At 42.5% G+C, this 19,534-nt stretch carries 17 protein-coding genes; 4 read left to right on the top strand and 13 right to left on the bottom strand.

The window, feature by feature from the left end; all coding sequences use genetic code 11:
- Nucleotides 1-61 precede the first annotated feature (61 nt).
- Nucleotides 62-316, top strand: a complete 255-nt coding sequence (gene csrA / locus AY607_RS04090) for a carbon storage regulator CsrA (protein ID WP_064096631.1) — start codon at nt 62-64, stop codon at nt 314-316.
- Nucleotides 317-410: 94 nt separating this feature from the next.
- Here csrA and rnhB read toward each other — a convergent pair whose 3' ends face one another.
- Nucleotides 411-1,034 (bottom strand): ribonuclease HII, encoded by a 624-nt coding sequence (rnhB, locus tag AY607_RS04085; RefSeq protein WP_264753788.1) that lies wholly within the window; start codon nt 1,032-1,034, stop codon nt 411-413.
- Between the two features lie 22 nt (nt 1,035-1,056).
- Nucleotides 1,057-1,428: a hypothetical protein gene (locus AY607_RS04080; protein ID WP_064096629.1), complete on the bottom strand. Its 372-nt coding sequence runs from the start codon at nt 1,426-1,428 to the stop codon at nt 1,057-1,059.
- A 217-nt stretch (nt 1,429-1,645) separates the two neighbouring features.
- Between AY607_RS04080 and AY607_RS04075 the strand changes: the two genes are divergently transcribed.
- Entirely contained in the window at nt 1,646-2,209 is a 564-nt protein-coding gene (locus AY607_RS04075) for a cytochrome b (RefSeq protein WP_064101849.1), read from the top strand.
- 43 nt (nt 2,210-2,252) lie between these two features.
- Here the strand turns inward: AY607_RS04075 and AY607_RS04070 are convergent, their stop codons facing one another.
- From AY607_RS04070 to yaaA, 4 genes are all read right to left on the bottom strand, one after another.
- Complete coding sequence (locus AY607_RS04070) at nt 2,253-2,606, bottom strand: hypothetical protein (RefSeq protein WP_081408795.1); 354 nt, start codon at nt 2,604-2,606, stop codon at nt 2,253-2,255.
- A gap of 45 nt (nt 2,607-2,651) precedes the next feature.
- Nucleotides 2,652-3,653, bottom strand: a complete 1,002-nt coding sequence (locus AY607_RS04065) for an adenosine deaminase (protein ID WP_064101848.1) — start codon at nt 3,651-3,653, stop codon at nt 2,652-2,654.
- 77 nt (nt 3,654-3,730) lie between these two features.
- Nucleotides 3,731-5,053, bottom strand: a complete 1,323-nt coding sequence (locus tag AY607_RS04060) for an NCS2 family permease (protein ID WP_064096627.1) — start codon at nt 5,051-5,053, stop codon at nt 3,731-3,733.
- A 1,198-nt stretch (nt 5,054-6,251) separates the two neighbouring features.
- The gene (gene yaaA, locus AY607_RS04055) at nt 6,252-7,034 is read right to left on the bottom strand and encodes a peroxide stress protein YaaA (RefSeq protein WP_064101847.1); all 783 of its coding nucleotides are present in this window, start codon (nt 7,032-7,034) and stop codon (nt 6,252-6,254) included.
- A gap of 123 nt (nt 7,035-7,157) precedes the next feature.
- Here yaaA and AY607_RS04050 point away from each other — a divergent pair, with 123 nt between their 5' ends.
- Nucleotides 7,158-7,790, top strand: coding sequence for an alpha/beta hydrolase (locus AY607_RS04050; RefSeq protein ID WP_064101846.1), 633 nt, complete (start codon nt 7,158-7,160; stop codon nt 7,788-7,790).
- Between the two features lie 30 nt (nt 7,791-7,820).
- Here the strand turns inward: AY607_RS04050 and AY607_RS04045 are convergent, their stop codons facing one another.
- From AY607_RS04045 to pheA, 6 genes are all read right to left on the bottom strand, one after another.
- Nucleotides 7,821-8,375, bottom strand: a complete 555-nt coding sequence (locus AY607_RS04045; protein WP_227509954.1) for a GNAT family N-acetyltransferase — start codon at nt 8,373-8,375, stop codon at nt 7,821-7,823.
- Nucleotides 8,376-8,512: 137 nt separating this feature from the next.
- Entirely contained in the window at nt 8,513-11,356 is a 2,844-nt protein-coding gene (locus AY607_RS04040; protein WP_064101845.1) for an autotransporter domain-containing protein, read from the bottom strand.
- 874 nt (nt 11,357-12,230) lie between these two features.
- Complete coding sequence (locus AY607_RS04035; RefSeq protein ID WP_064096623.1) at nt 12,231-12,593, bottom strand: hypothetical protein; 363 nt, start codon at nt 12,591-12,593, stop codon at nt 12,231-12,233.
- Between the two features lie 99 nt (nt 12,594-12,692).
- Complete coding sequence (locus AY607_RS04030) at nt 12,693-14,939, bottom strand: bifunctional prephenate dehydrogenase/3-phosphoshikimate 1-carboxyvinyltransferase (RefSeq protein ID WP_064101844.1); 2,247 nt, start codon at nt 14,937-14,939, stop codon at nt 12,693-12,695.
- A gap of 3 nt (nt 14,940-14,942) precedes the next feature.
- Complete coding sequence (gene hisC / locus AY607_RS04025; protein WP_064101843.1) at nt 14,943-16,034, bottom strand: histidinol-phosphate transaminase; 1,092 nt, start codon at nt 16,032-16,034, stop codon at nt 14,943-14,945.
- Between the two features lie 66 nt (nt 16,035-16,100).
- Complete coding sequence (pheA, locus tag AY607_RS04020; protein WP_064096620.1) at nt 16,101-17,210, bottom strand: prephenate dehydratase; 1,110 nt, start codon at nt 17,208-17,210, stop codon at nt 16,101-16,103.
- 486 nt (nt 17,211-17,696) lie between these two features.
- On the opposite strand from pheA, the gene AY607_RS04015 reads away from it, so the two are divergent.
- A complete protein-coding gene (locus tag AY607_RS04015; protein WP_064101842.1) occupies nt 17,697-18,215 on the top strand; it encodes a DJ-1/PfpI family protein in 519 nt (172 codons plus the stop codon).
- Between the two features lie 80 nt (nt 18,216-18,295).
- On the opposite strand, the gene AY607_RS04010 is transcribed toward AY607_RS04015, so the two are convergent.
- A complete protein-coding gene (locus AY607_RS04010; RefSeq protein WP_064101841.1) occupies nt 18,296-19,438 on the bottom strand; it encodes an acyl-CoA dehydrogenase family protein in 1,143 nt (380 codons plus the stop codon).
- Nucleotides 19,439-19,534: the final 96 nt, after the last annotated feature.

The following is a 19,534-nucleotide window of genomic DNA, read 5'->3' as shown; positions in this document are numbered from 1 at the left end:
GTTGTGCTTTTTATTTTACATTCAATAGATTGCAGGTTTTGCATTTTGCAAGGAGAAAAACATGCTGATTCTGACTCGACGCGTCGGGGAAACTTTAATGATTGGTGACCAAGTCAGCGTGACTGTACTTGGTGTAAAAGGTAATCAGGTTCGTATTGGGGTGAATGCTCCTAAAGAAGTCTCTGTGCACCGTGAAGAGATATACCAGCGTATCCAGCATGAACGCGCAATGCATGAACATCTTCAACATATCGATCAAGATTACCAGCCTTCTTTTGAAGATGATAATCAGACACAAAATAACTTTAACCGTTAATTTTTGTGTAAATCATAAAGCGGCTTTTTTAGCCGCTTTAAATTTCTCTGCATGTTATATCAGTACTCTAAATAATTAAAAAATTTAATAAAGTCTAAAATTTTACCTCTTGCTGCAATGCTGCGATCACTTTTTTTACCGGTCCAAAACTGCGGCGATGTTCATCAATGACACCGTGCAGGGCAATCGCTTCAAAATGCGCCTTGGTTGGATAACCTTTATGCTTGGCAAACCCAAATTGCGGATGCTTCTGATCCATCTCGATCATCTGGTGATCTCGGGTTACTTTAGCCAGAATACTGGCTGCTGAAATTTCAGCATGCAGCGCATCACCCCCAACTACAGCATCACAGCTCATCGCAAGGCCCTGTGGAATCTTGTTGCCATCGACCAGTACATGCTCAGGCTGAACTGGCAAAGCTTCTACAGCGCGACGCATCGCCAGCAAAGAGGCCTGTAAAATATTATACTCATCAATCTCTGCTGCAGAAGCCTCAGCAATGGCCCATGCCAAGGCTTTTTCCCGAATTTCGATAAAAAGCTTTTCACGCTTCTTTTCAGTAAGCTTTTTTGAATCATTTAAACCCTCAACCGGGTTATTCGGATCCAAAATAACTGCCGCAGCGACAACCGAACCCACTAATGGCCCACGCCCTGCTTCATCTACACCAGCAATTTTCATGTCTTTCTTCCATAAAAAATAGGCTGAACCGGTCAGCCTATTTCAATTTAATCTTGGCTTAGTTTACAGCTTCAGCTACACAAGCGTTAATGGTTTTTGCCACTACATTGCCGACAATCGTCGCACGTGCTGCCGGGTCAATTGCTGCAGTTGCCAGATCTACCGCCGTTACGTTCTGTGGTGCTTTTTCACTGACACAGCCGCAAATTTCAGTCTGGATATCCTGTTTTTGTGTTGTAGTCATGAGACGTGTTGCTGTTTGCCATGCCGGAATATTATTCAGCTCAGTCGTACATTTTGCATTGATCGCGATTTTAAGCGCAGCCCCACCCAGTTGCTGAGTCGTGGTTTGGGTCTCAGGACTGCCTGTTGTTGCACAAGCCGATAAAACCAAAGCAATTGGAGCCAGTGCAATCAATAATTTTTTCACAGATCTGTTCCTTGTTTATTCATATATAAAGCGTGACGCTATTGTGCCGAAATTCACCTGAATAAGAAATCTAAAAATCATCCTGAATGTTTAATCTGCACCCAGCCATTTCAATGGATGTTGCATGAAAGCCACCATAGCGTTGCAGATTTGGAATTGCCGAGCTGATTCGCCCTTTGCTAAGGTGCATCCATCTTTGAGAGCCACAGAAAATCACATGGAAAAAGTACAATATTACACACGCACGGCGCAATGGCTGCACTGGATCATGGCGATTATCTTTATTGGGGTGTGGCTGATTGGTTTTTATAGCGGGAATTTTTTAAGTTATGAGGTCGATGGCAGCTTTAAAGGCGATGTCATCACTCTGCATAAAAATATCGCCACCACCATTATTTTCCTGCTGGTTGTACGAATCTTCTGGCGCTACACCCATCCTGCCCCTGAACTACCTGATACTATGTCATCCCGGGTGAAAACTTTAGCACATGCAGGTCATCTGGCTTTGTATTTCATGCTGATTGCCCTACCCGTCACCGGCTGTTTATATAGCTGGAGTCTGGGCTACCCAGTACCGGTACTGTATTTATTTAAGCTTCCGGCACTGATTACAGAAAATCCGGCTGTGACCGCCATCGCAAAACCTCTGCATATCTGGCTTTCCTGGGCGGTGGGACTCCTTTTAACCGGACATATTGCCGCAGCACTGAAACATCATTTTATCGATAAGGATCACGTACTCACCAGCATGATGCGACAATCTAAATCGTCTAAAAAATAAACTGCAAAACTACATTCAATCAGCTTTCATTGCAAAGCTGATTTTATTTCAAGAACTCGGTCATGCAGCCTTTCAGACTGTTTGCAATTGCTTGTTGAGTAAGCTTTGACTTTACCTCTTCATCGAGAGTTGCTTTAAGCAAAGTGCTGGCTGGAATATCTTTAAGCGCATGCTCACCCACACAGGAACACACATTCTGTTCAAGTTCAGCTTTATTTTTATCCTGCATAAAATAAGTCGAGGCGGTCCAGAATTTAGATGCTTTCAGCTCTTTTCCACATTGGTATTCAATCACGGGTTTTAAGGTACGTTGTGTCAAAGTCATATCCGCATTTGAGCAGGCAGATATCAACACGCTACTGATGAGTAGAATTACATGTTTCAATTTCATATCCATCTATAAAAACAAAGGCAGAGCGTACCCTGCCTTTTATTTGAAAACTTAAACCAGGGCACGGATCTGGTTGATCCATTGTTCTTTATCGGCCTCGGTAATAAAAGAGGCTTCAAATGAGTTGATGGCCAACTGCTTGAGTTCCTCATTACTTAAGTCCAGCGCTTCAGCAATGGCAATAAAATTGTCATTCATATAACCGCCAAAATAGGATGGATCATCTGAATTGACCGTAACATGCACGCCCTGCTGCAAGAGGCGATGGATATTATGCTGCTGCATGTCATCCACGACGCAAAGTTTCAGGTTTGACAACGGACAAACCGTCAATGGCATCTTTTCTGCAATCAGGCGTTGCATTAACTCAGAATCTTCTTCCGAACGAACTCCATGATCGATACGATTGACTTTGAGCAAATCCAGCGCCTCCCAGACATAGGCTGCCGGGCCTTCTTCTCCTGCATGCGCAACCACTAAGAAGCCTTCTTCTCGTGCTTTAGCAAAAACACGTTCAAACTTTGACGGTGGATGCCCGACTTCACTTGAATCCAGACCGACCGCAATGATCTGGTCTTTATAAGGCAAGGCCTGTTCCAGTGTTACAAATGCAGCATCTTCACTTAAATGACGCAAGAAACACATAATCAGATGTGAACTGATACCAAGTTTAGTTTTGGCATCATCACAGGCTTTTTGCAATCCGTTGATCACCGTTGCAAAAGCAACGCCACGATCAGTATGGGTTTGTGGATCAAAGAACATTTCAGTATGCACGACCCGGTCTTCAGCACATTTTTCAAAATACGCCCATGCCAGATCATAAAAATCCTGTTCATGAATCAGTACAGCAGCACCAGCATAATAAATATCAAGGAACGACTGAAGATTATGAAAGTTATACGCCTGTTTAACTTCCTCGACAGATTTATACGGGATAGCAATCTGATTACGCTGAGCGATTGCAAACATTAACTCAGGCTCAAAGGTGCCTTCAATATGCACATGAAGTTCTGCTTTTGGCAAAGCTCGAATCAACTCGAGACGGTTCATCATTTCTCCTCGTGAAACCCTTAAATAATAAAAAAAGGGTGCAAACTGAGTCTACACCCTTTCCAAATCCAGAAAAATTAGCCGCCAAATAGTGCGAATTTAAGCGTCCATAGTAGTGCAATAATCCAGACCATATACGGCACAGTTGCTGCTTTACCAGTCAGCAACTTGATCAATGCATAGCTAATAAAGCCCATTGCTATACCATCCGCAATCGAATAGGTAAATGGCATAAATACAATGGTTAAAAATGCAGGAACTGCTTCTGTAATATCTTCCCAATCAATATGTACGATGCCTTGAATCATTAAGACACCAACAAATAACAACGCTGGGGCTGTTGCAAAGCTTGGTACAGACTGTGCCAATGGCGCAAGGAACAAACAGGCAACAAACAGGATACCGACTACTACAGCGGTTAGACCTGTACGCCCACCAGCTGCTACACCTGCAGAAGATTCAATGTATGGTGTCGTCGATGAAGTCCCTAGAGCTGCACCTGCAACAATTGCAGTAGAGTCAGCAAAAAGTGCTTTTTTCAAACGTGGCAGTTTGCCATCTTTTAACAAACCTGCACGGTGCGAAACACCTACGAGTGTACCGGTGGAATCAAATAGATCGACCAGGAAGAAGACAAAAATCACGCCAATTAAACTGGCAGTGAACAGACCTTCAAAATTCATTTGCATGAATGTTGGAGCAAGTGATGGAATTGCACCCACTACACCCTGAAATTCATTATAACCTAGTGCAGTTGCAATAGCCGTCACCACCAGAATACTAATGATAATTGCACCACGGACTTTGAACTGGTGCATTACCACCACAAGCAAAAATCCTAAAAGTGCCAGTAATACCGAGGGTTGTTTCAGATCGCCCAAGCCGACTAAAGTAGCCGGATTATCCACAATAATACCGGCATTTTTTAACGCAACCAGCGCCAGGAATAATCCAATACCTCCTCCAATCGCGAGCTTTAGCGACATCGGAATAGCATTGACAATAGCCTCACGTATTTTGAACATGCTGATCGCAATAAAAACCAGACCTGACACAAAAACTGCGCCTAATGCGGTTTGCCAAGGCACTCCCATTCCCAAACATACAGAATAGGTAAAGAAGGCATTCAAGCCCATACCTGGTGCTAGGGCAATTGGATAATTCGCAATCAAACCCATGACCAAACAGCCAATTGCTGCTGCAAGACAAGTGGCAACAAAGACAGCCCCATGATCCATCCCCGTTTCGGACAAAATCATTGGATTGACAATAATGATGTAACACATCGTTAAGAACGTGGTTACACCTGCCAGAACTTCTGTGCGGAAACTGGTTTTGTTTTCACTCAGTTTGAACAGACGTTCAAGCATACTTTCTGAAGATGGATTAGGAGTCGTCATGACCTAGCCCCTATTGAGTAAACTTTATGCTTTAAGCATGCTGTCAAATAAATGAAATTTTATAAAAAAATTCATCAATTTTAAGGATGTGTTAGCAACGAATATGCCAGCATAGCCATTTGACGGGTTAAAATGTTGGAACAGCTTACAGCCCACCCAGGGCTATGCTATAAAAACCCAAAAAATCTAAACAAAAAAGCTGCATAATTTTTATGCAGCTTAATTTCAAGATTTAAATCAAATGGTTAACAAGATGATATCTGCTTCATCTTGATTGTGGGCAAATTATAACACACTGATTTCTTATTGCTTCTTAGATTTTTACAGTTTATTAGAAATTAATATATTCTAAGCGAATACTTTAAAAATTCATTATATTTATTATTAATTTAATTTTATTATTTTATTCAAATTTTAAACCCTGAAGCTAAGTAAGCTGGATTAATGCCGATGCCGGTTGGATTCCAATAATTTGTTTGAATCACGCCCCTCACTCAAGACATGACGGATCTTTTCATATTTCCTTATTTCTGAATGTTTATGGACGCAAAATCCCAATAAACTGATTATTAAGGCAAAGACAGGAATAGCATATATTTTCATTCTTATTATGCCGCTTTGTAACATTATGAAATTATGCTAACAAAAAACATAACAAACTTGTGACATACTTTACATTTAACCCGATGAAAGGCAGTTTTAAAGCCTTAAACCAATACTTTTCTGTATTTTTATTTACTATTACTTAATTAACTTGTAATTCTTTTTTTTAAACTTTTTTTTCATAAAGCTCTTTCAAATTAATAATAAGTATCTGTAATTAAAAGTTTTTTTAATTAATTTAGAAAAATAATTTTGAAATAGGACTATTCTGATAAATGAAATATCACGTATTTCATGAAGAGTATTTTGCATAATTTCATAGGGTTTTCCCCAAAGACCTCATCTTTATTTTTTGAGAAAAAACGTTAAATAAATGATATTTTTCGAGTTATTTAGATGTGTGTAGTGACAATTTTATTCTTGGGAAACTCTGCAGGCTATTCTTGAAAGCTCAATGGTGCCTTTCGCTAATTCTGTGCATCTGTCCTTTATCTGCCTCACAAAGTCAAATCATTAAAGATTATACATGTACCTTATAATAGGGCTCTCATATCCAGCATACTTGTACTCATGCTGGATATGGGAAATCGTTTATTTATGCACTCAGTTGTTCATCGCGCTTAAACACCAGTTCTTTCTTGAGTGAACTGTCTGCATCGAAGTAATAACCATCGACATTAAAAGCTTTTAGCCCTTCAATCCGATCAATTTTATTTTCAATTATAAAACGTGCCATAAGACCGCGTGCTTTTTTAGCATAAAAACTAATCACTTTATATTTGCCATTTTTCTGATCTAGAAATACCGGCTTGATAATATCTGCCTGAATTTTGCGCTCATTAACCGATTTATAATATTCATCAGACGCGATATTGACCAGAATTTCAGACTTTACTGCTGCCAAGTCTTGATTAATCAGATCAGTAATATGATGAGCCCAGAAATCATATAAGTTATGCCCCCGGATATTGGCCAATTTAGTACCCATTTCCAGGCGATAAGGCATCATCAGATCCAGAGGACGCAAGAGCCCATATAAACCGGACAGCATCCGCAAATGGTCTTGGGCATAATGCAGGTCTTCATTCTTCAAATTATAAGCATCAAGACCTGTATAGACATCGCCTTTGAATGCAAAAATCGCCTGACGGGCATTGGCCAAATTAAAATCTGGTTGCCAGTCATTAAAACGTGCAGCATTTAAACTAGCAATTTTTTCACTGACACTCATTAAGCTTGAAATTTCTGATGCAGAAAGTGTGCGACAAACTTTAACCAAATCCTGCGAATGCTGTAATAATCTCGCTTGAGTAAATTGGTCAGTTGGTAGGGGGGTATTGTAATCAAGAGTTTTAGCTGGAGAAATTAAAGCGAGCATGGCAACCTGGTCAAAAAATGATTAATCAAACTATATCAGTAGACTTATTTTAATTCCAATTCATGTTTTTATTCACCATAATCGTTAAAATGCGAAATTCTCCTGTTAATCATCGGTTTTTATATGTCCGAGCAAATTTTTCTTCAAGGACCGGCAGGTCAGATTGAAGTTTTTGTGGATTATCCTCAGGGTGAAGTGAAAGGATTCGCGGTAGTTTGTCACCCTCATCCATTGCAAGGTGGAACACCACAACACAAGGTTCCGGTTTTACTGGCACAAATGTATCTGGAACGTGATTGTATTGTATATCGTCCAAGTTTCCGTGGTTCTGGTCAAAGTGAAGGTATACACGACGAGGGCTTCGGTGAGACCGACGATGTATTGGAAGTCATCCGGTTCGCCCGTACTCAACATATTGCCCTGCCTTTTTATGCAGGCGGTTTTAGTTTTGGTGCGCATGTTATGGCGAAGAGCTACGCAGCTTTGCCAATAGAACTACAACCGAAGCAAACCATTTTATGTGGACTACCGACCGCTACTGTTGCCGGTATTCGCCATTATATTACACCAGCAATTAAAGGCGACATTCTGTTCATTCATGGGGAAGCCGATGAAGTAACTTTGCTGTCAGATATGATTGAATGGGCAAAACCACAGCGTCATCTAGTGACCGTATTGCCTGGTGCCAACCATTTCTTTACCGGCTACTTAAAGCAATTGCGAATTGCAATGATCCGGTACTTAGCGCTTGGCTGAATAAAAAAACCCATCAGATGATGGGTTTTTTTATTCAGAGATAAAATTTTCTGCAAGAATTTCATAAATCACTGCCCGATATTTGGGTTTATCCAGATAACTGGTAATTTTTCCGCGCAAGCGCTCTGCAATTTTCCGGCTCGCCCAGTTTTCTTCAGCTACTTGATAGCTTAAACCTTTAATATCTAATGTATTGAAAGCATATTCCACAATACAACGCACTGCCTCGTGTCCATAATGATGACCATGCGCAGTTTCACGGATCCAAATACCAACTTCAGGTATTTCGTCATGAAGTCGATGTAAACCACATAGTCCAATAAATTCTTGTGTTTCTATATGACGGATCACATATATATATTCTTTATGATCGGTCATATTTTCCAGCCAATTTTGCCAGATTGCTGCAAAACCCTGTTCAGATTCTGGTACATCCCACGCCATAAAACGTGTCAGACTCGGTGTGATCGAAGCATAAGCTTCTACGGCATCAACCGGTTTAAAATAATTCAGGATCAGACGTTCACTTTCGAGTTGAGGGCGAATTTTATTAGAGTAATACATAGGAATGAACTTATTGACCATATCAGTGCCACCTTGAAAACGACTCATAACAGTATAAAATTCGTGTAAATAAAAGCAGCTTAAGATCCTTTATCATTATTAATCCTGTAGGAGCTGAAACTCCTTAACTTAAATAGTATCTTTATTATTCAATTTTTTTAAAACCCGTACTTCAAACCAAGCTGCAACTGGTAATCACCAGAATCAAGAGCATTGCCATTGACATCTCCAAAGATGTTCCAGTTCTGACCACTTTGATAATTAAAGCCTATACCATACAACAGATAGTCCTTATCAAAGCTCGGTGGCGTGAACAGGACATTGCGAGTGCTATCCACATTCATTGACAACGCAACCTTGTCATAATCACGGCTAAATGCATTGGCATATTCACCATAACCAGTCAGCACCACGTTTGGAGTAAGCTGATAATCCAGTCGCACCCCGACATGAGCTTTGGTTTCAGCGATACTCACATCACTCACCGCCACACCCAACACATTTACTTCTTTAACCCCATCGAGATCAACAGTGTTATAGCTCAGTGCCAGATAAGGACTTACACTCAATTGCTCGGTGAAGTAATCATAACCGATCTCGCCATATACACCGTATTTGCTCAGATCAGCTTTTGATCGGGAATCTACAGATGCCACAGCATCGGTAAGCACACGCTTGAATTCCACATCCCCCCAACCAAACTGCATATTACCCGCAACATACAGATTGTCAGCAGCTTGCCATTTCAGGTAGGCACCCAGGTTAGTGACATCAGCATCAGCAGATGCTTTGGTTTGCTCAAAATCAGACTTGTCCTGATACTCGCTTATATAAGCGCCTACCGCCAAGTCATCCCGAACCATCGTATCCGCGCCCACACTCAGCACACTGACATGAGATTCAACATCATCCCAACCGTTTGCAGAATTCTGGTTGTTCAGGTAACTGGCATTCGCCCAAACCCCGCCTTGTCCCGCATACAACAACTGATGTGAACGCTGTGCAATCTGAGCATTCACCAGTGAATCATTGCGTAGCAGTACAGATGGAGTTTCAACAAACACCGCACCTGAATTGGAATTCAGGATTGCCTGAGCCGCTTCACGGCTTTGAACGGACTGGATTGTTCCCACATACTTGGTCAGATCAGTCACCTGACCATTTAAGGCCTGGGTATTTGCCTTGTCCATCAGGTCATTTAAAAGCTTGCCCGATACCACAGAGATACCACTTGATACCGTACCCGCAGCAACCGCGTTGGCATAATCCACATCAACTGTCACCTTATTGGCATGATGCTCCAAGCCTGATACCGCAAGGAATGGCGAAACCGATTTATACTGCTCGAATGTGCCAGTAACCTTGTTGGCAGTTAAAACGGTATGCTCGCCTTTGGTCAAGATATTACGACTGGCAGCAGACACGTCAAGCGAACCCGCCAATGCAGCATTACCTTTAATAGTGAGGTAGTGATGCAGATTATAGTTCAAGATACCTGATGCATTTTGGGTATAGTTGCCATTTACTGTCAGACGACCATCGGCAGTCGTTACCTTACCGCTGTTGACCACTGACCCCACTGTACCATTACCCGAAAGTACACCCGCCTTAGTGACACTTACTGGACTGGTGATTGAACCTGTAACACGCAGCTTGCCATTTTCGACACTGGTTGAACCCTGGTAGGTATTAGCGCCTGACAGAACCAGAATGCCATTACCTTTTTTGGTCAGGCCTGCATCACCCCCAATATTGTTGGAAAAGACACTGGTACCGATCACATTGGCATCAAAATTATCACCAAACTCTTTGCTGAATAACCTAATCCCTTTCAACGAGCCTTCAAGATCTAAACGTCCCCATCCAGTAGTGCTGTTATAAAGCTTGTTCTCCTCTGAACCATCATCCAGATAATCAGCATTGGTCAACAATACTTGACGTACCTGATCAGCATTTAGCCAGGGATATTTAGACCATACCAATGCTGCAGTTGTAGTCACTTGAGGCGCTGCAGCTGAAGTTCCTGAAAAATACACCAACCCTTGCAGTTTATTGCTATACAAAGGGCCGAACCTGAAATCCGCAGCCAAACACCAGCGAGCAGAATCCCCGCAGGCATTCGCCCCCTTACCATCAGCATTACGGAAAAGTTTTTGACCTGTTTCATCTAGACCCGTCACACTTATCACACCTTTTTCAACAGCTTCATTGCCCGCTGGTAGCAATGATTCAACCGAAGGATTGGCAAACCCGTCATTACCTGTAGCAAACACCACCAGAGCATCCCCCCTGACTAGTTCGACAGTGTAATCAACCAGACGCTGTTTATAATCGCCAGATGCAAACATCGTCGCAAAAGAAGCATTAAATAACTTCACAGCATATTTTTTATTCAGGTCATTCATGGCCTGAAGATGACCTGCAGTTGTTGCATAACCCAATTCACGATCGGCAGACTGAATGCCATATATTTGTGAAATATCTTTTGCCAGTCCTTCTGTCATGGCTTTTTCCATAAAATTAGATTGATCCGGAATCTTGCCTGCTATGATTTGAGCAACCAATGTCCCATGCAGACTAGGGCTTACGTCTTGTAAAGAAATGCCGGCTGTCGTTAAATCTTCAACCCTAAAAGTACCCGCCTGATAATCATTAATGTATTTCAATACTTTCTCTACAGAATCCTGCAAATAAGTATTTTTCTGGACACCCGTATCTGCTACACCAATTGCGATCTTATTATTACCTTTCGCAATATCAACAACATCAAACTTGGATTTATCATAAGTGTAAGGAGTTGGTGTTGGTGTTGGTGTTGGTGTTGGTGTTGGTGTTGGTGTTGGTGTTGGTGTTGGTGTTGGTGTTGTACCATTTCCATTATCTAGATCATTGTCAAGTGGCTGAGAAGTTACATTAGGCAAAGATTTAGATCCACCACATCCAGTTAGCATGAGGCTAACGACAGCGAATGCAAGAGCCGTTGGAACTGTTTTGATGTTCATACTTACGCCTATTATTATATTTATTATGGTCTTATAGATTTAGGAGAGTATGGCGAAATTTGCTGCCTAAAAATGAAGATAAAGTAGAATTTAGTCTTCAGACTTCGTTCCTTCTCAGCAAAGTTTTATCTATTACTCACAGGTCAAAATTACGCAAAGCTAAAAACTATTTTTTAAAATTTTGATATTTAGTTCGAACCTAATTTAAGAGTTTTTATTGGGTTATTTTCTCTTAAATTCGACTTCACCGCCTTTGACTGGGTTTACCAAAAATATTTTGAAAAATCAGACTCTCTGATCAAAAAATTTAATCGAAAATTTAAGTTTAGTAAGTGAGTAAATATATTTAAATTGTTAATGAATGAAACTGGTCTTGAGTAAAACCATACTCTTCTCAGCCATACGTGGCACATCATCAAGATATGATAACAATTAAGATTCAGGCAATTTCGCAGTGTATAAGTCGAAATAGTACTAAATACACTTAGCAAGTCAGTCACATAAAAGCCATCGGAGCTTTGTGATTAATGAAAGTAAAATTTGCGGGATGTGAGGTGATTGACTTAATCACTCGAACTTGGCTGGAACGAAGATAATGTATGTGGATAAAAGCCAGGATTTTGACTCACCCAAAAAAGAATAGAGGAAAACCAAACTCAGGTTGATATTTCCAATAAATATCATTCGAAATCCCACTATACACGTGTGAACTGGCACCGATGTAAGGTCAGTCACTTAGCTGAAAATATATGTGCGTGGATGAAATAACCTTGAAGTATTGCAATATAAGCTAACAAGCTAGAGTAGAACTTTTGAAGTTTAGGGGCTCCAGCTTGTACTTTGTCTGATGGCTATTAGGAAATATTAACAGTCCCTAATTCTTCCATTCAAACTCACTAAAACTTTCCTGTTTTTTAAGCGATGCTTCAACAGCCTGTGCCAGCTGGTTTAACAAGCTTTGCTCGGTAATCCGATCCAGCCAGTCCTGTTCTTCATCCGGATATGAAGCAATTTCACAGACCAGATGGCCCTGTTCATCTCTGGTTTCACAACTTACCGATAATGGCAGCTCATGCTCATCTACGCTTACTGCCACTTGTGCACCACTTTGACTTAAGGTCTGAAAACCGTATTTACCTAATTCCTCAGCAAGTAAATGTGCTACGTATTCCTGAGTTTCTTGACCATCCCGTGGTTGCTGGCTTTGGGTATTGGCCATGAATTTTAATTTTCGCATCGCTACTTCCAAATGGCTTTTTTCTTATATGGGTTTAGCATAAGCAATATAAACAAAACAGCCAAGCAAAAGCTTGGCTGTTTCACATAAATTTAAGAATTATTCTGTGACTTCAATCGTCAGGCCGGCCTGTGAAGTCAGTTCAGTAAAGGTTGGAAAGCTGGTCGCTACTGTTTCCGTTCCCACAATACGAATTTCTTCAGAATTACGTAAGCCTGCAATTGAGAAACTCATGGCAATTCGGTGATCATGATGTGACTCGATTTCACCACCGCTAAAGATTGGTGACCAGTCACCTGCTTTACCTTTACCTTCAATGATGATGCCATCTTCTGTTGGTGTACAATCAATGCCCATGGTTTTCAGGCCATCAGCCATCACCTGAATCCGGTCAGATTCTTTGACACGCAGTTCTGCAGCACCGGTCAGAATCGTTTGACCTTCGGCACATGCAGCGGCAATGAACAGTGCCGGGAATTCATCAATCGCCAATGGCACCTGATCTTCCGGCATATGAATGCCTTTTAAGGTACGTGTACCGCGAATACGGATATCTGCAATCGGTTCACCACCTGCAATACGCTCGTTTTCAACCGTAATATCCGCACCCATCTGTTTCAGGATTTCGATCACACCGGTACGGGTGGGGTTGATACCTACAGCTTCTAAAGTCACATCCGAGTTTTCGGTAATCGCAGCCCCAACCATAAAGAAAGCAGCAGATGAAATATCAGATGGAACCTGAATATTGGTACCGACTAACTTACCGCCACCTTGCAGTGAAATACGGTTACCTTCAGTTTTCACGTCATAACCAAAAGCACGCAGCATACGTTCAGTATGGTCACGGGTGGGTTCAGGCTCAGTTACCGAAGTTTCACCCTCAGCCCAAAGACCTGCCAGCAGAATACCTGATTTCACCTGGGCAGAAGCCATTGGCAAATCGTACTGGATTCCTTTCAGGTTTTGATTTCCAGTAATCGATACCGGTGGCGTACCGCGTTCACCCGTAGTCTGAATCTGTGCACCCATTTCACGTAAAGGCTTAGCAATCCGTTCCATGGGACGCTTGGACAATGAAGCATCACCGGTCATGACTGAGTCAAATTTCTGCGCTGCCAGCATGCCAGACAGCAAACGCATCGAAGTGCCCGAGTTACCCATATATAGCGCAGATTGTGGTGCTTTCAGGCCATGCATACCTACACCGTGAATGGTCACTTCACCATTTTTAGGACCTTCAATACTCACCCCCATATCACGGAAAGCTTGCAGAGTCGCTAAAGCATCTTCACCTTCAAGGAAACCGGTGACATGCGTAGTGCCTTCAGCAATCGCACCAAACATGATGGAACGGTGTGACACAGATTTGTCACCTGGCACGGTAAATTTGCCCTGGAATTTCTTGGCACCCGGCTGAATGGTAAATTGTTGTGTCACGTTATTTTTCTCCATGAAAGGTTTCTTGGCGAGCATATGGTTGAAATGCTGGCGTGCTGCCTGTGCATGTCCCAGTAAGCCCATCAATGCTTGGGAATCTTCATCTTCAATCAGCTTGCGGATAATTGCCAGCTGGGCCTCAAAGCCATCCACGGCATTGAGAATTGCTTTTTTGTTGGCAAAAAAGATGTCATGCCACATTTGTGGATCACTGGCCGCAATACGCGAAAAGTCACGAAAGCCACCGGCAGCATAACGAAAAATATCTAGATTGTCTTCGCGCTTGGCCAGTTGTTCGACCAGGTTAAACGCCATCAAGTGCGGAAGATGACTGGTATGGGCCAGCACTTCATCGTGCTTTTCTACATCCATACAGATCACTTCCGCTTTTGCTGCCTGCCACAGTTGAATCAGTTTATCGACTGCCCATGCTGCACTGGTCGGTAATGGTGTCAAAATCACCTTGTGATTGGCGAACAGATCGACCTTACCAGCATGCACCCCGGTATGCTCGGCACCCGCAATCGGATGTCCAGGTACAAAACCTGCTGGTAATGCTTCACCAAATACAGCCTTGGCTGCATCCACCACATTACCTTTGGTACTACCGACATCCGTAATAATAGTACCTTCAGCCAGATGTGGCTTGATGGTTTCCAATACCTTTTGCGTGGCACGTACCGGCAAAGCCAGGACAATCAGATCCGCACCTTTGACCGCCTCCACAGGATCTGCATAACCTTGGGAAATTAATCCCAAGGCTTTGGCATCTTCCAGCGTTTTTTGTGAGCGTGTCGATGCCACGATGTCATTGGCTAAATGCTCGGCCTTAATCACACGTGCCAGACTTGAACCAATCAGCCCAAGTCCGATGAAGGCAACTTTTTCAAACAGTGGCTGCGACATAACTTAAGCTTTCGCCTCTAAGCCGAGTACTTTGCCAAGTGCAGCAAGGAATTTGGCATTTTCAGCTTCAGTACCAATTGATACGCGCAGATGGTTCGGAATACCCACTGGACGAACAATTACGCCTTCTTTCAGCAATTTGTTAAATGTTTCTGCTGGATCAGCCTGTACATCGACCAGAATAAAGTTGGCACGGGATGGTACATAGTTCAGACCCAGAGCTTTAAAGCCCGCTTCAAGCTGTGCCATACCTGCCTTGTTCACTTCACGAGATTTCTCGATGAATGCTTCATCTTTCAGCGCAGCAACTGCAGCTACCATTGCTAAATGGTTAACATTAAATGGCTGACGGATACGGTTCAGGTAATCCGTTACTTCAACAGACGACAATGCGAAGCCAACGCGCAGTGCAGCCAGACCATAACACTTAGATAATGTACGGCTGACAATCAGGTTTGGATACTGCTTCAGGAATTTCAGGCTATTGAAGTTTTCTGGGAAATATTCCACATAAGCTTCATCCAGCACCACGATGACATTGGCCGGTACTTTCTGCATGAAAGCTTCAAATTCAGCTTCTTCGAACCAGGTGCCTGTCGGATTATTCGGATTGGCAATGAAGATCAGCTTGGTATTGTCTTTTATTGCTGCAGCCATGGCTTCCAGGTCATGCGAGAAGCCTTTTGCTGGTACTTCAATCGCTTCGGCATGGATTGCTTGCGTTACCAATGCATATACAGCGAATGCATGCTGGCTGTAAATCACGGAATCTTTTTCAGAAACGAATGCGCGGGCAAACATTTCCAGCAAGTCATTTGAACCATTGCCCAAAGTAATCTGGTCATGATTAAAACCAAACTGAGCCTTGATCTGGTCTTTCAGAATAAAACCACCACCGTCAGGATAACGGCCAATTTCCGCCAGTTCGGCAGCAACTGCTTCCTTGACTTTATCTGAACAGCCCAACGGGTTTTCATTTGAAGCCAGTTTCACGATATCAGTGATGCCCAACTCACGCTCAAGTTCACTGATCGGTTTACCTGGTTGATATGGTCTTAATTTAGAGATGCCTGGATTGGCTGGGACAAACGACATTTTATACTTCCGATTTACAGATGAAACAGCGATCAGCACCCTCGCACTGATCACGAAAGGCTGCTTTTATAAAACAGCTGCAGGATATGAACCAAGCACGCGAACTTCTTTCACGAGCGGGCGAATTTCTTCAATCGCTGCTCTCACATGCTCCTGTTCAATATGACCTTCAAGATCAATGAAGAACACATAAGCCCATTTTTCAGGAAGTGCAGGACGGGTTTCAATACTGGTAAGACTAATGTTGTGTTTGGCAAATGGCGCCAGAATTTCTAGCAATGCACCAGCACGGTCATGTGCTGATACCAGCAGTGAAGTTTTGTCATTACCGCTTTGTGGTACTTTTTCACGACCAATCACCAGAAAACGTGTGGTGTTTTCCGGATTGTCCTCGATATTGCTGTGCATGATCTCAAGATTGTAGATGTTCGCAGCAATTTCAGAGGCAATTGCGGCAGAGTGCCACTCATTCTGAATACGTCGTGCAGCTTCGGCATTTGAGCTGAGTGCAACACGCTCTACCCCTGGATAATGGGCATCTAGCCATTTACGGCATTGTGCCAGAGTTTGCTGATGTGCATAAATCTGCTTGATACTGTCTTTACGGGTATTTTCCGAGATCAGGAACTGGTGATGAATCGGTAATTCAACTTCACCAATGACATTCAGATGCGAGGTTTTGAAACAGTCCAAAGTATGGTTCACCACACCTTCAGACGAGTTTTCAACCGGTACCAGACCATAATGTGCACTGCCCGCCTCTACTTCACGAAACACTTCATCAATGGTGGGTAATGGACGAACCACGGCATCATGACCAAAGTGTTTGAGTACTGCCGAGTGTGTGTAGGTACCAATAGGTCCAAGGAAAGCAATACTTTGTGGTGCTTCAAGCGCTAAACATGCTGACATGATTTCGCGAAACAGACGTGCCATGGTGGTATCCGACAATGGCCCCTCATTGCGCTCCATAACATTGCGCAGGACTTGTGCTTCACGTTCCGGACGGTAAAACAGCGGATTTTCTTCAGAAGCAAATTTCGCTTTTGCGACTGCCTCGGCCAAACGCGCGCGACGGTTAATCAACTGCTGGATCTGCTGATCAACTGAATCGATATCTTCACGAATTTTAGCCAAATCTAAAGAAGCCGTTGTGTTTTGATCGTCGTTGATCATCGTGATGTCGCCCTGTATAAACCTTATCTGTGCAGTATAACAATAGTGTGCTGTAAATGTTACACAATATAACTTTAGTAGATTAATTCTTAAAAATAAGGAGTTGATTTTAACCGTTCATCACTTTAGTCATATCTGGTAACATTTCTTTCACTATTTCCACCGAATTTACATTATCAAATTGTAAACTTTGCATGCTCATCTTAACTGATTTTTATCAAGATGAAATATCACTATTTCTTAATCTAGATAACGGTTTTAAGCATAAGAAAATTAAAATAATTGCGATATGACCTTAGCTTTTAAGAGAATGATATCTGATATAGATTTCACAATAAAATGCACTCTATCCAACCTCATTTTTCTAGGTTTATCTTTGACTTAGCTAATATTTTTACATTCCACCACCACTTGATTACAAAGCGGAGACGATTTTTTAACCAATCGTAGATAGTCTAATTTAAAACATACGTTTGGGTGTCAGTCATGCCAAAAAGAATAGCTGTACTTGTAACGAATAATTTTGAAGACCAGGAATATCTTGAACCTGTTGCAGCCTTGCTGGCAGCACAGCATAGCATCTGCAACATTGAGCTCAATGCAGGAAAAATAGTCTACGGCCTGCATGGTCAGTCAAGTGTGACAATTGACCGCGGCATCGAACAAATCAGTATTGATGATTTTGATGCCTTACTGATTCCTGGCGGTGAATCTGCAGTTTCTTTATCTACCGATCTCCGGGTGCTGCAATTTATCCAAGCCTTTAATCAGGCCAAAAAAACCATCTTTAGTTTATGTGATGCCTCTTTACTCCTGTGCGAAGCAGATGTACTGAAAAATCGAATTATTACCAGTATTCGCGCGCATGCTAGCCGTGTACGGCATGCCGGTGGCACTTACTATGATGTCGAGCTGGTAAATGACAATAATCAGTTGATTTCATCACGCCTGCCCAATGATTTACCTATTTTTATTAATGAATGTTTGAATGTCTTAAAATCATAAAAATTAAAAGAACATTTACCATTTGGATTATTTCTCGCGTAAAAAAGAGCCCTTCAGGACTCTTTTTAGTACTTGAGCAGTTAACGCCCCAGCAGCCCCCGTGCCACGATTTCCTTCATGATTTCATTGGTACCGCCATAAATCCGCTGGATTCGTGCATCCACAAAGAAACGTGAAATCGGATATTCGGTCATATAGCCATAACCACCAAAGAGCTGGAGCAAATTGTCAGCAATTTTCATCTGCATATCGGTCGAAAAGCTCTTCAAAGCGGCTGCAGTTTCTACGTCCAGTTTATCCTGCATATACAGCTCGACATTCTGGTTATAAAAAGCTGCTGTTGCCAGTTCATCAATTTTGGCCTGTGCCAGAACAAAACGGGTATTCTGGAACTGAGCAATCGCCTGACCAAAAGCCTGGCGTTCTTTCACATATTGCGTCGTTACATCGATAGAACCACGAATCGCACCCAAAGCTGTCGCAGCAATAGCTGTGCGTTCGCGTGGTAGTTCTTGCATCAGATAAGCAAAGCCCTGACCTGCTTGCCCCAGCAACTGCTCTTTAGGCACTTTGACATTATCAAAAAACAGCTCAGAAGTGTCCTGAGAATGCAGGCCAATTTTGTCCAGATTTTGACCCTTTTTAAAGCCTTCCAGATGCGTATCGACCAGCATTAAAGACACACCTTTGGCACGGGCTTGCGGATCAGTCTTCACTGCCAAAACTACCAGATCGGCATGCTGGCCATTAGAAATAAAGGTTTTGGAACCATTCAGCAAATAATGATCATCCTGCAAGATGGCATTAGTACGCATGGCCTGCAAATCTGAGCCTGCGCCCGGCTCGGTCATGCCAATCGCACCCACTACTTCGCCTGAAACCATTTTTGGCAACCAGTATTTTTTCTGTTCTTCAGTCCCAATATGCAGAATATACGGTGCAGCAATATCTGAATGGCAAGACAAACCGGTTGAAATTGCGCTATAGCCTGCTCGTGCCGACTCTTCAATCAGCATCAGGGAGTAATGCGTCGGCACACCATAGCCGCCATATTCTTCTGGGACATCGACACACAAGAATCCATTTTCACCCAGCGCATTCCAGACTGAACGCGGCATCATGCCCTCACGCTCCCACTGTTCATAGTAAGGTGCTACATGTTCGTTCATAAAGCGTTTGAAATTGTCGCGGAAAAGTTCCAGGTCAGCATCGTAAGCCAGCATTCTTGTATCCTTATGGTGTTTATCATTTTATTTCCTGTCCACAGGCTAACTATTTTTATAGCTACTGTCATGTGCCTGATGGGTTTTTTTGCTAAC

The sequence above is a fragment of the Acinetobacter sp. SFA genome (assembly GCF_001647535.1).
In the GTDB taxonomy this organism is placed as follows: Bacteria; Pseudomonadota; Gammaproteobacteria; order Pseudomonadales; family Moraxellaceae; genus Acinetobacter; species Acinetobacter pecorum.
Note: the sequence above shows the minus strand (reverse complement) of the source record. Positions and strands in the feature narration are given on the sequence as shown.

Excerpts from the sequence above, each read along its gene's own strand:
- AY607_RS04045 (WP_227509954.1), bottom strand. The coding sequence starts at position 8,375 with ATGGTCAATAAGTTCATTCCTATGTATTACTCTAATAAAATTCGCCCT.
- AY607_RS04015 (WP_064101842.1), top strand. The coding sequence starts at position 17,697 with ATGCCAAAAAGAATAGCTGTACTTGTAACGAATAATTTTGAAGACCAG.
- AY607_RS04075 (WP_064101849.1), top strand. The coding sequence starts at position 1,646 with ATGGAAAAAGTACAATATTACACACGCACGGCGCAATGGCTGCACTGG.
- AY607_RS04060 (WP_064096627.1), bottom strand. The coding sequence starts at position 5,053 with ATGACGACTCCTAATCCATCTTCAGAAAGTATGCTTGAACGTCTGTTC.
- hisC (WP_064101843.1), bottom strand. The coding sequence starts at position 16,034 with ATGTCGTTTGTCCCAGCCAATCCAGGCATCTCTAAATTAAGACCATAT.
- yaaA (WP_064101847.1), bottom strand. The coding sequence starts at position 7,034 with ATGCTCGCTTTAATTTCTCCAGCTAAAACTCTTGATTACAATACCCCC.
- AY607_RS04035 (WP_064096623.1), bottom strand. The coding sequence starts at position 12,593 with ATGCGAAAATTAAAATTCATGGCCAATACCCAAAGCCAGCAACCACGG.
- csrA (WP_064096631.1), top strand. The coding sequence starts at position 62 with ATGCTGATTCTGACTCGACGCGTCGGGGAAACTTTAATGATTGGTGAC.
- AY607_RS04030 (WP_064101844.1), bottom strand. The coding sequence starts at position 14,939 with ATGTCGCAGCCACTGTTTGAAAAAGTTGCCTTCATCGGACTTGGGCTG.
- AY607_RS04040 (WP_064101845.1), bottom strand. The coding sequence starts at position 11,356 with ATGAACATCAAAACAGTTCCAACGGCTCTTGCATTCGCTGTCGTTAGC.
- AY607_RS04010 (WP_064101841.1), bottom strand. The coding sequence starts at position 19,438 with ATGCTGGCTTACGATGCTGACCTGGAACTTTTCCGCGACAATTTCAAA.
- pheA (WP_064096620.1), bottom strand. The coding sequence starts at position 17,210 with ATGATCAACGACGATCAAAACACAACGGCTTCTTTAGATTTGGCTAAA.
- AY607_RS04050 (WP_064101846.1), top strand. The coding sequence starts at position 7,158 with ATGTCCGAGCAAATTTTTCTTCAAGGACCGGCAGGTCAGATTGAAGTT.
- AY607_RS04065 (WP_064101848.1), bottom strand. The coding sequence starts at position 3,653 with ATGAACCGTCTCGAGTTGATTCGAGCTTTGCCAAAAGCAGAACTTCAT.
- AY607_RS04070 (WP_081408795.1), bottom strand. The coding sequence starts at position 2,606 with ATGGATATGAAATTGAAACATGTAATTCTACTCATCAGTAGCGTGTTG.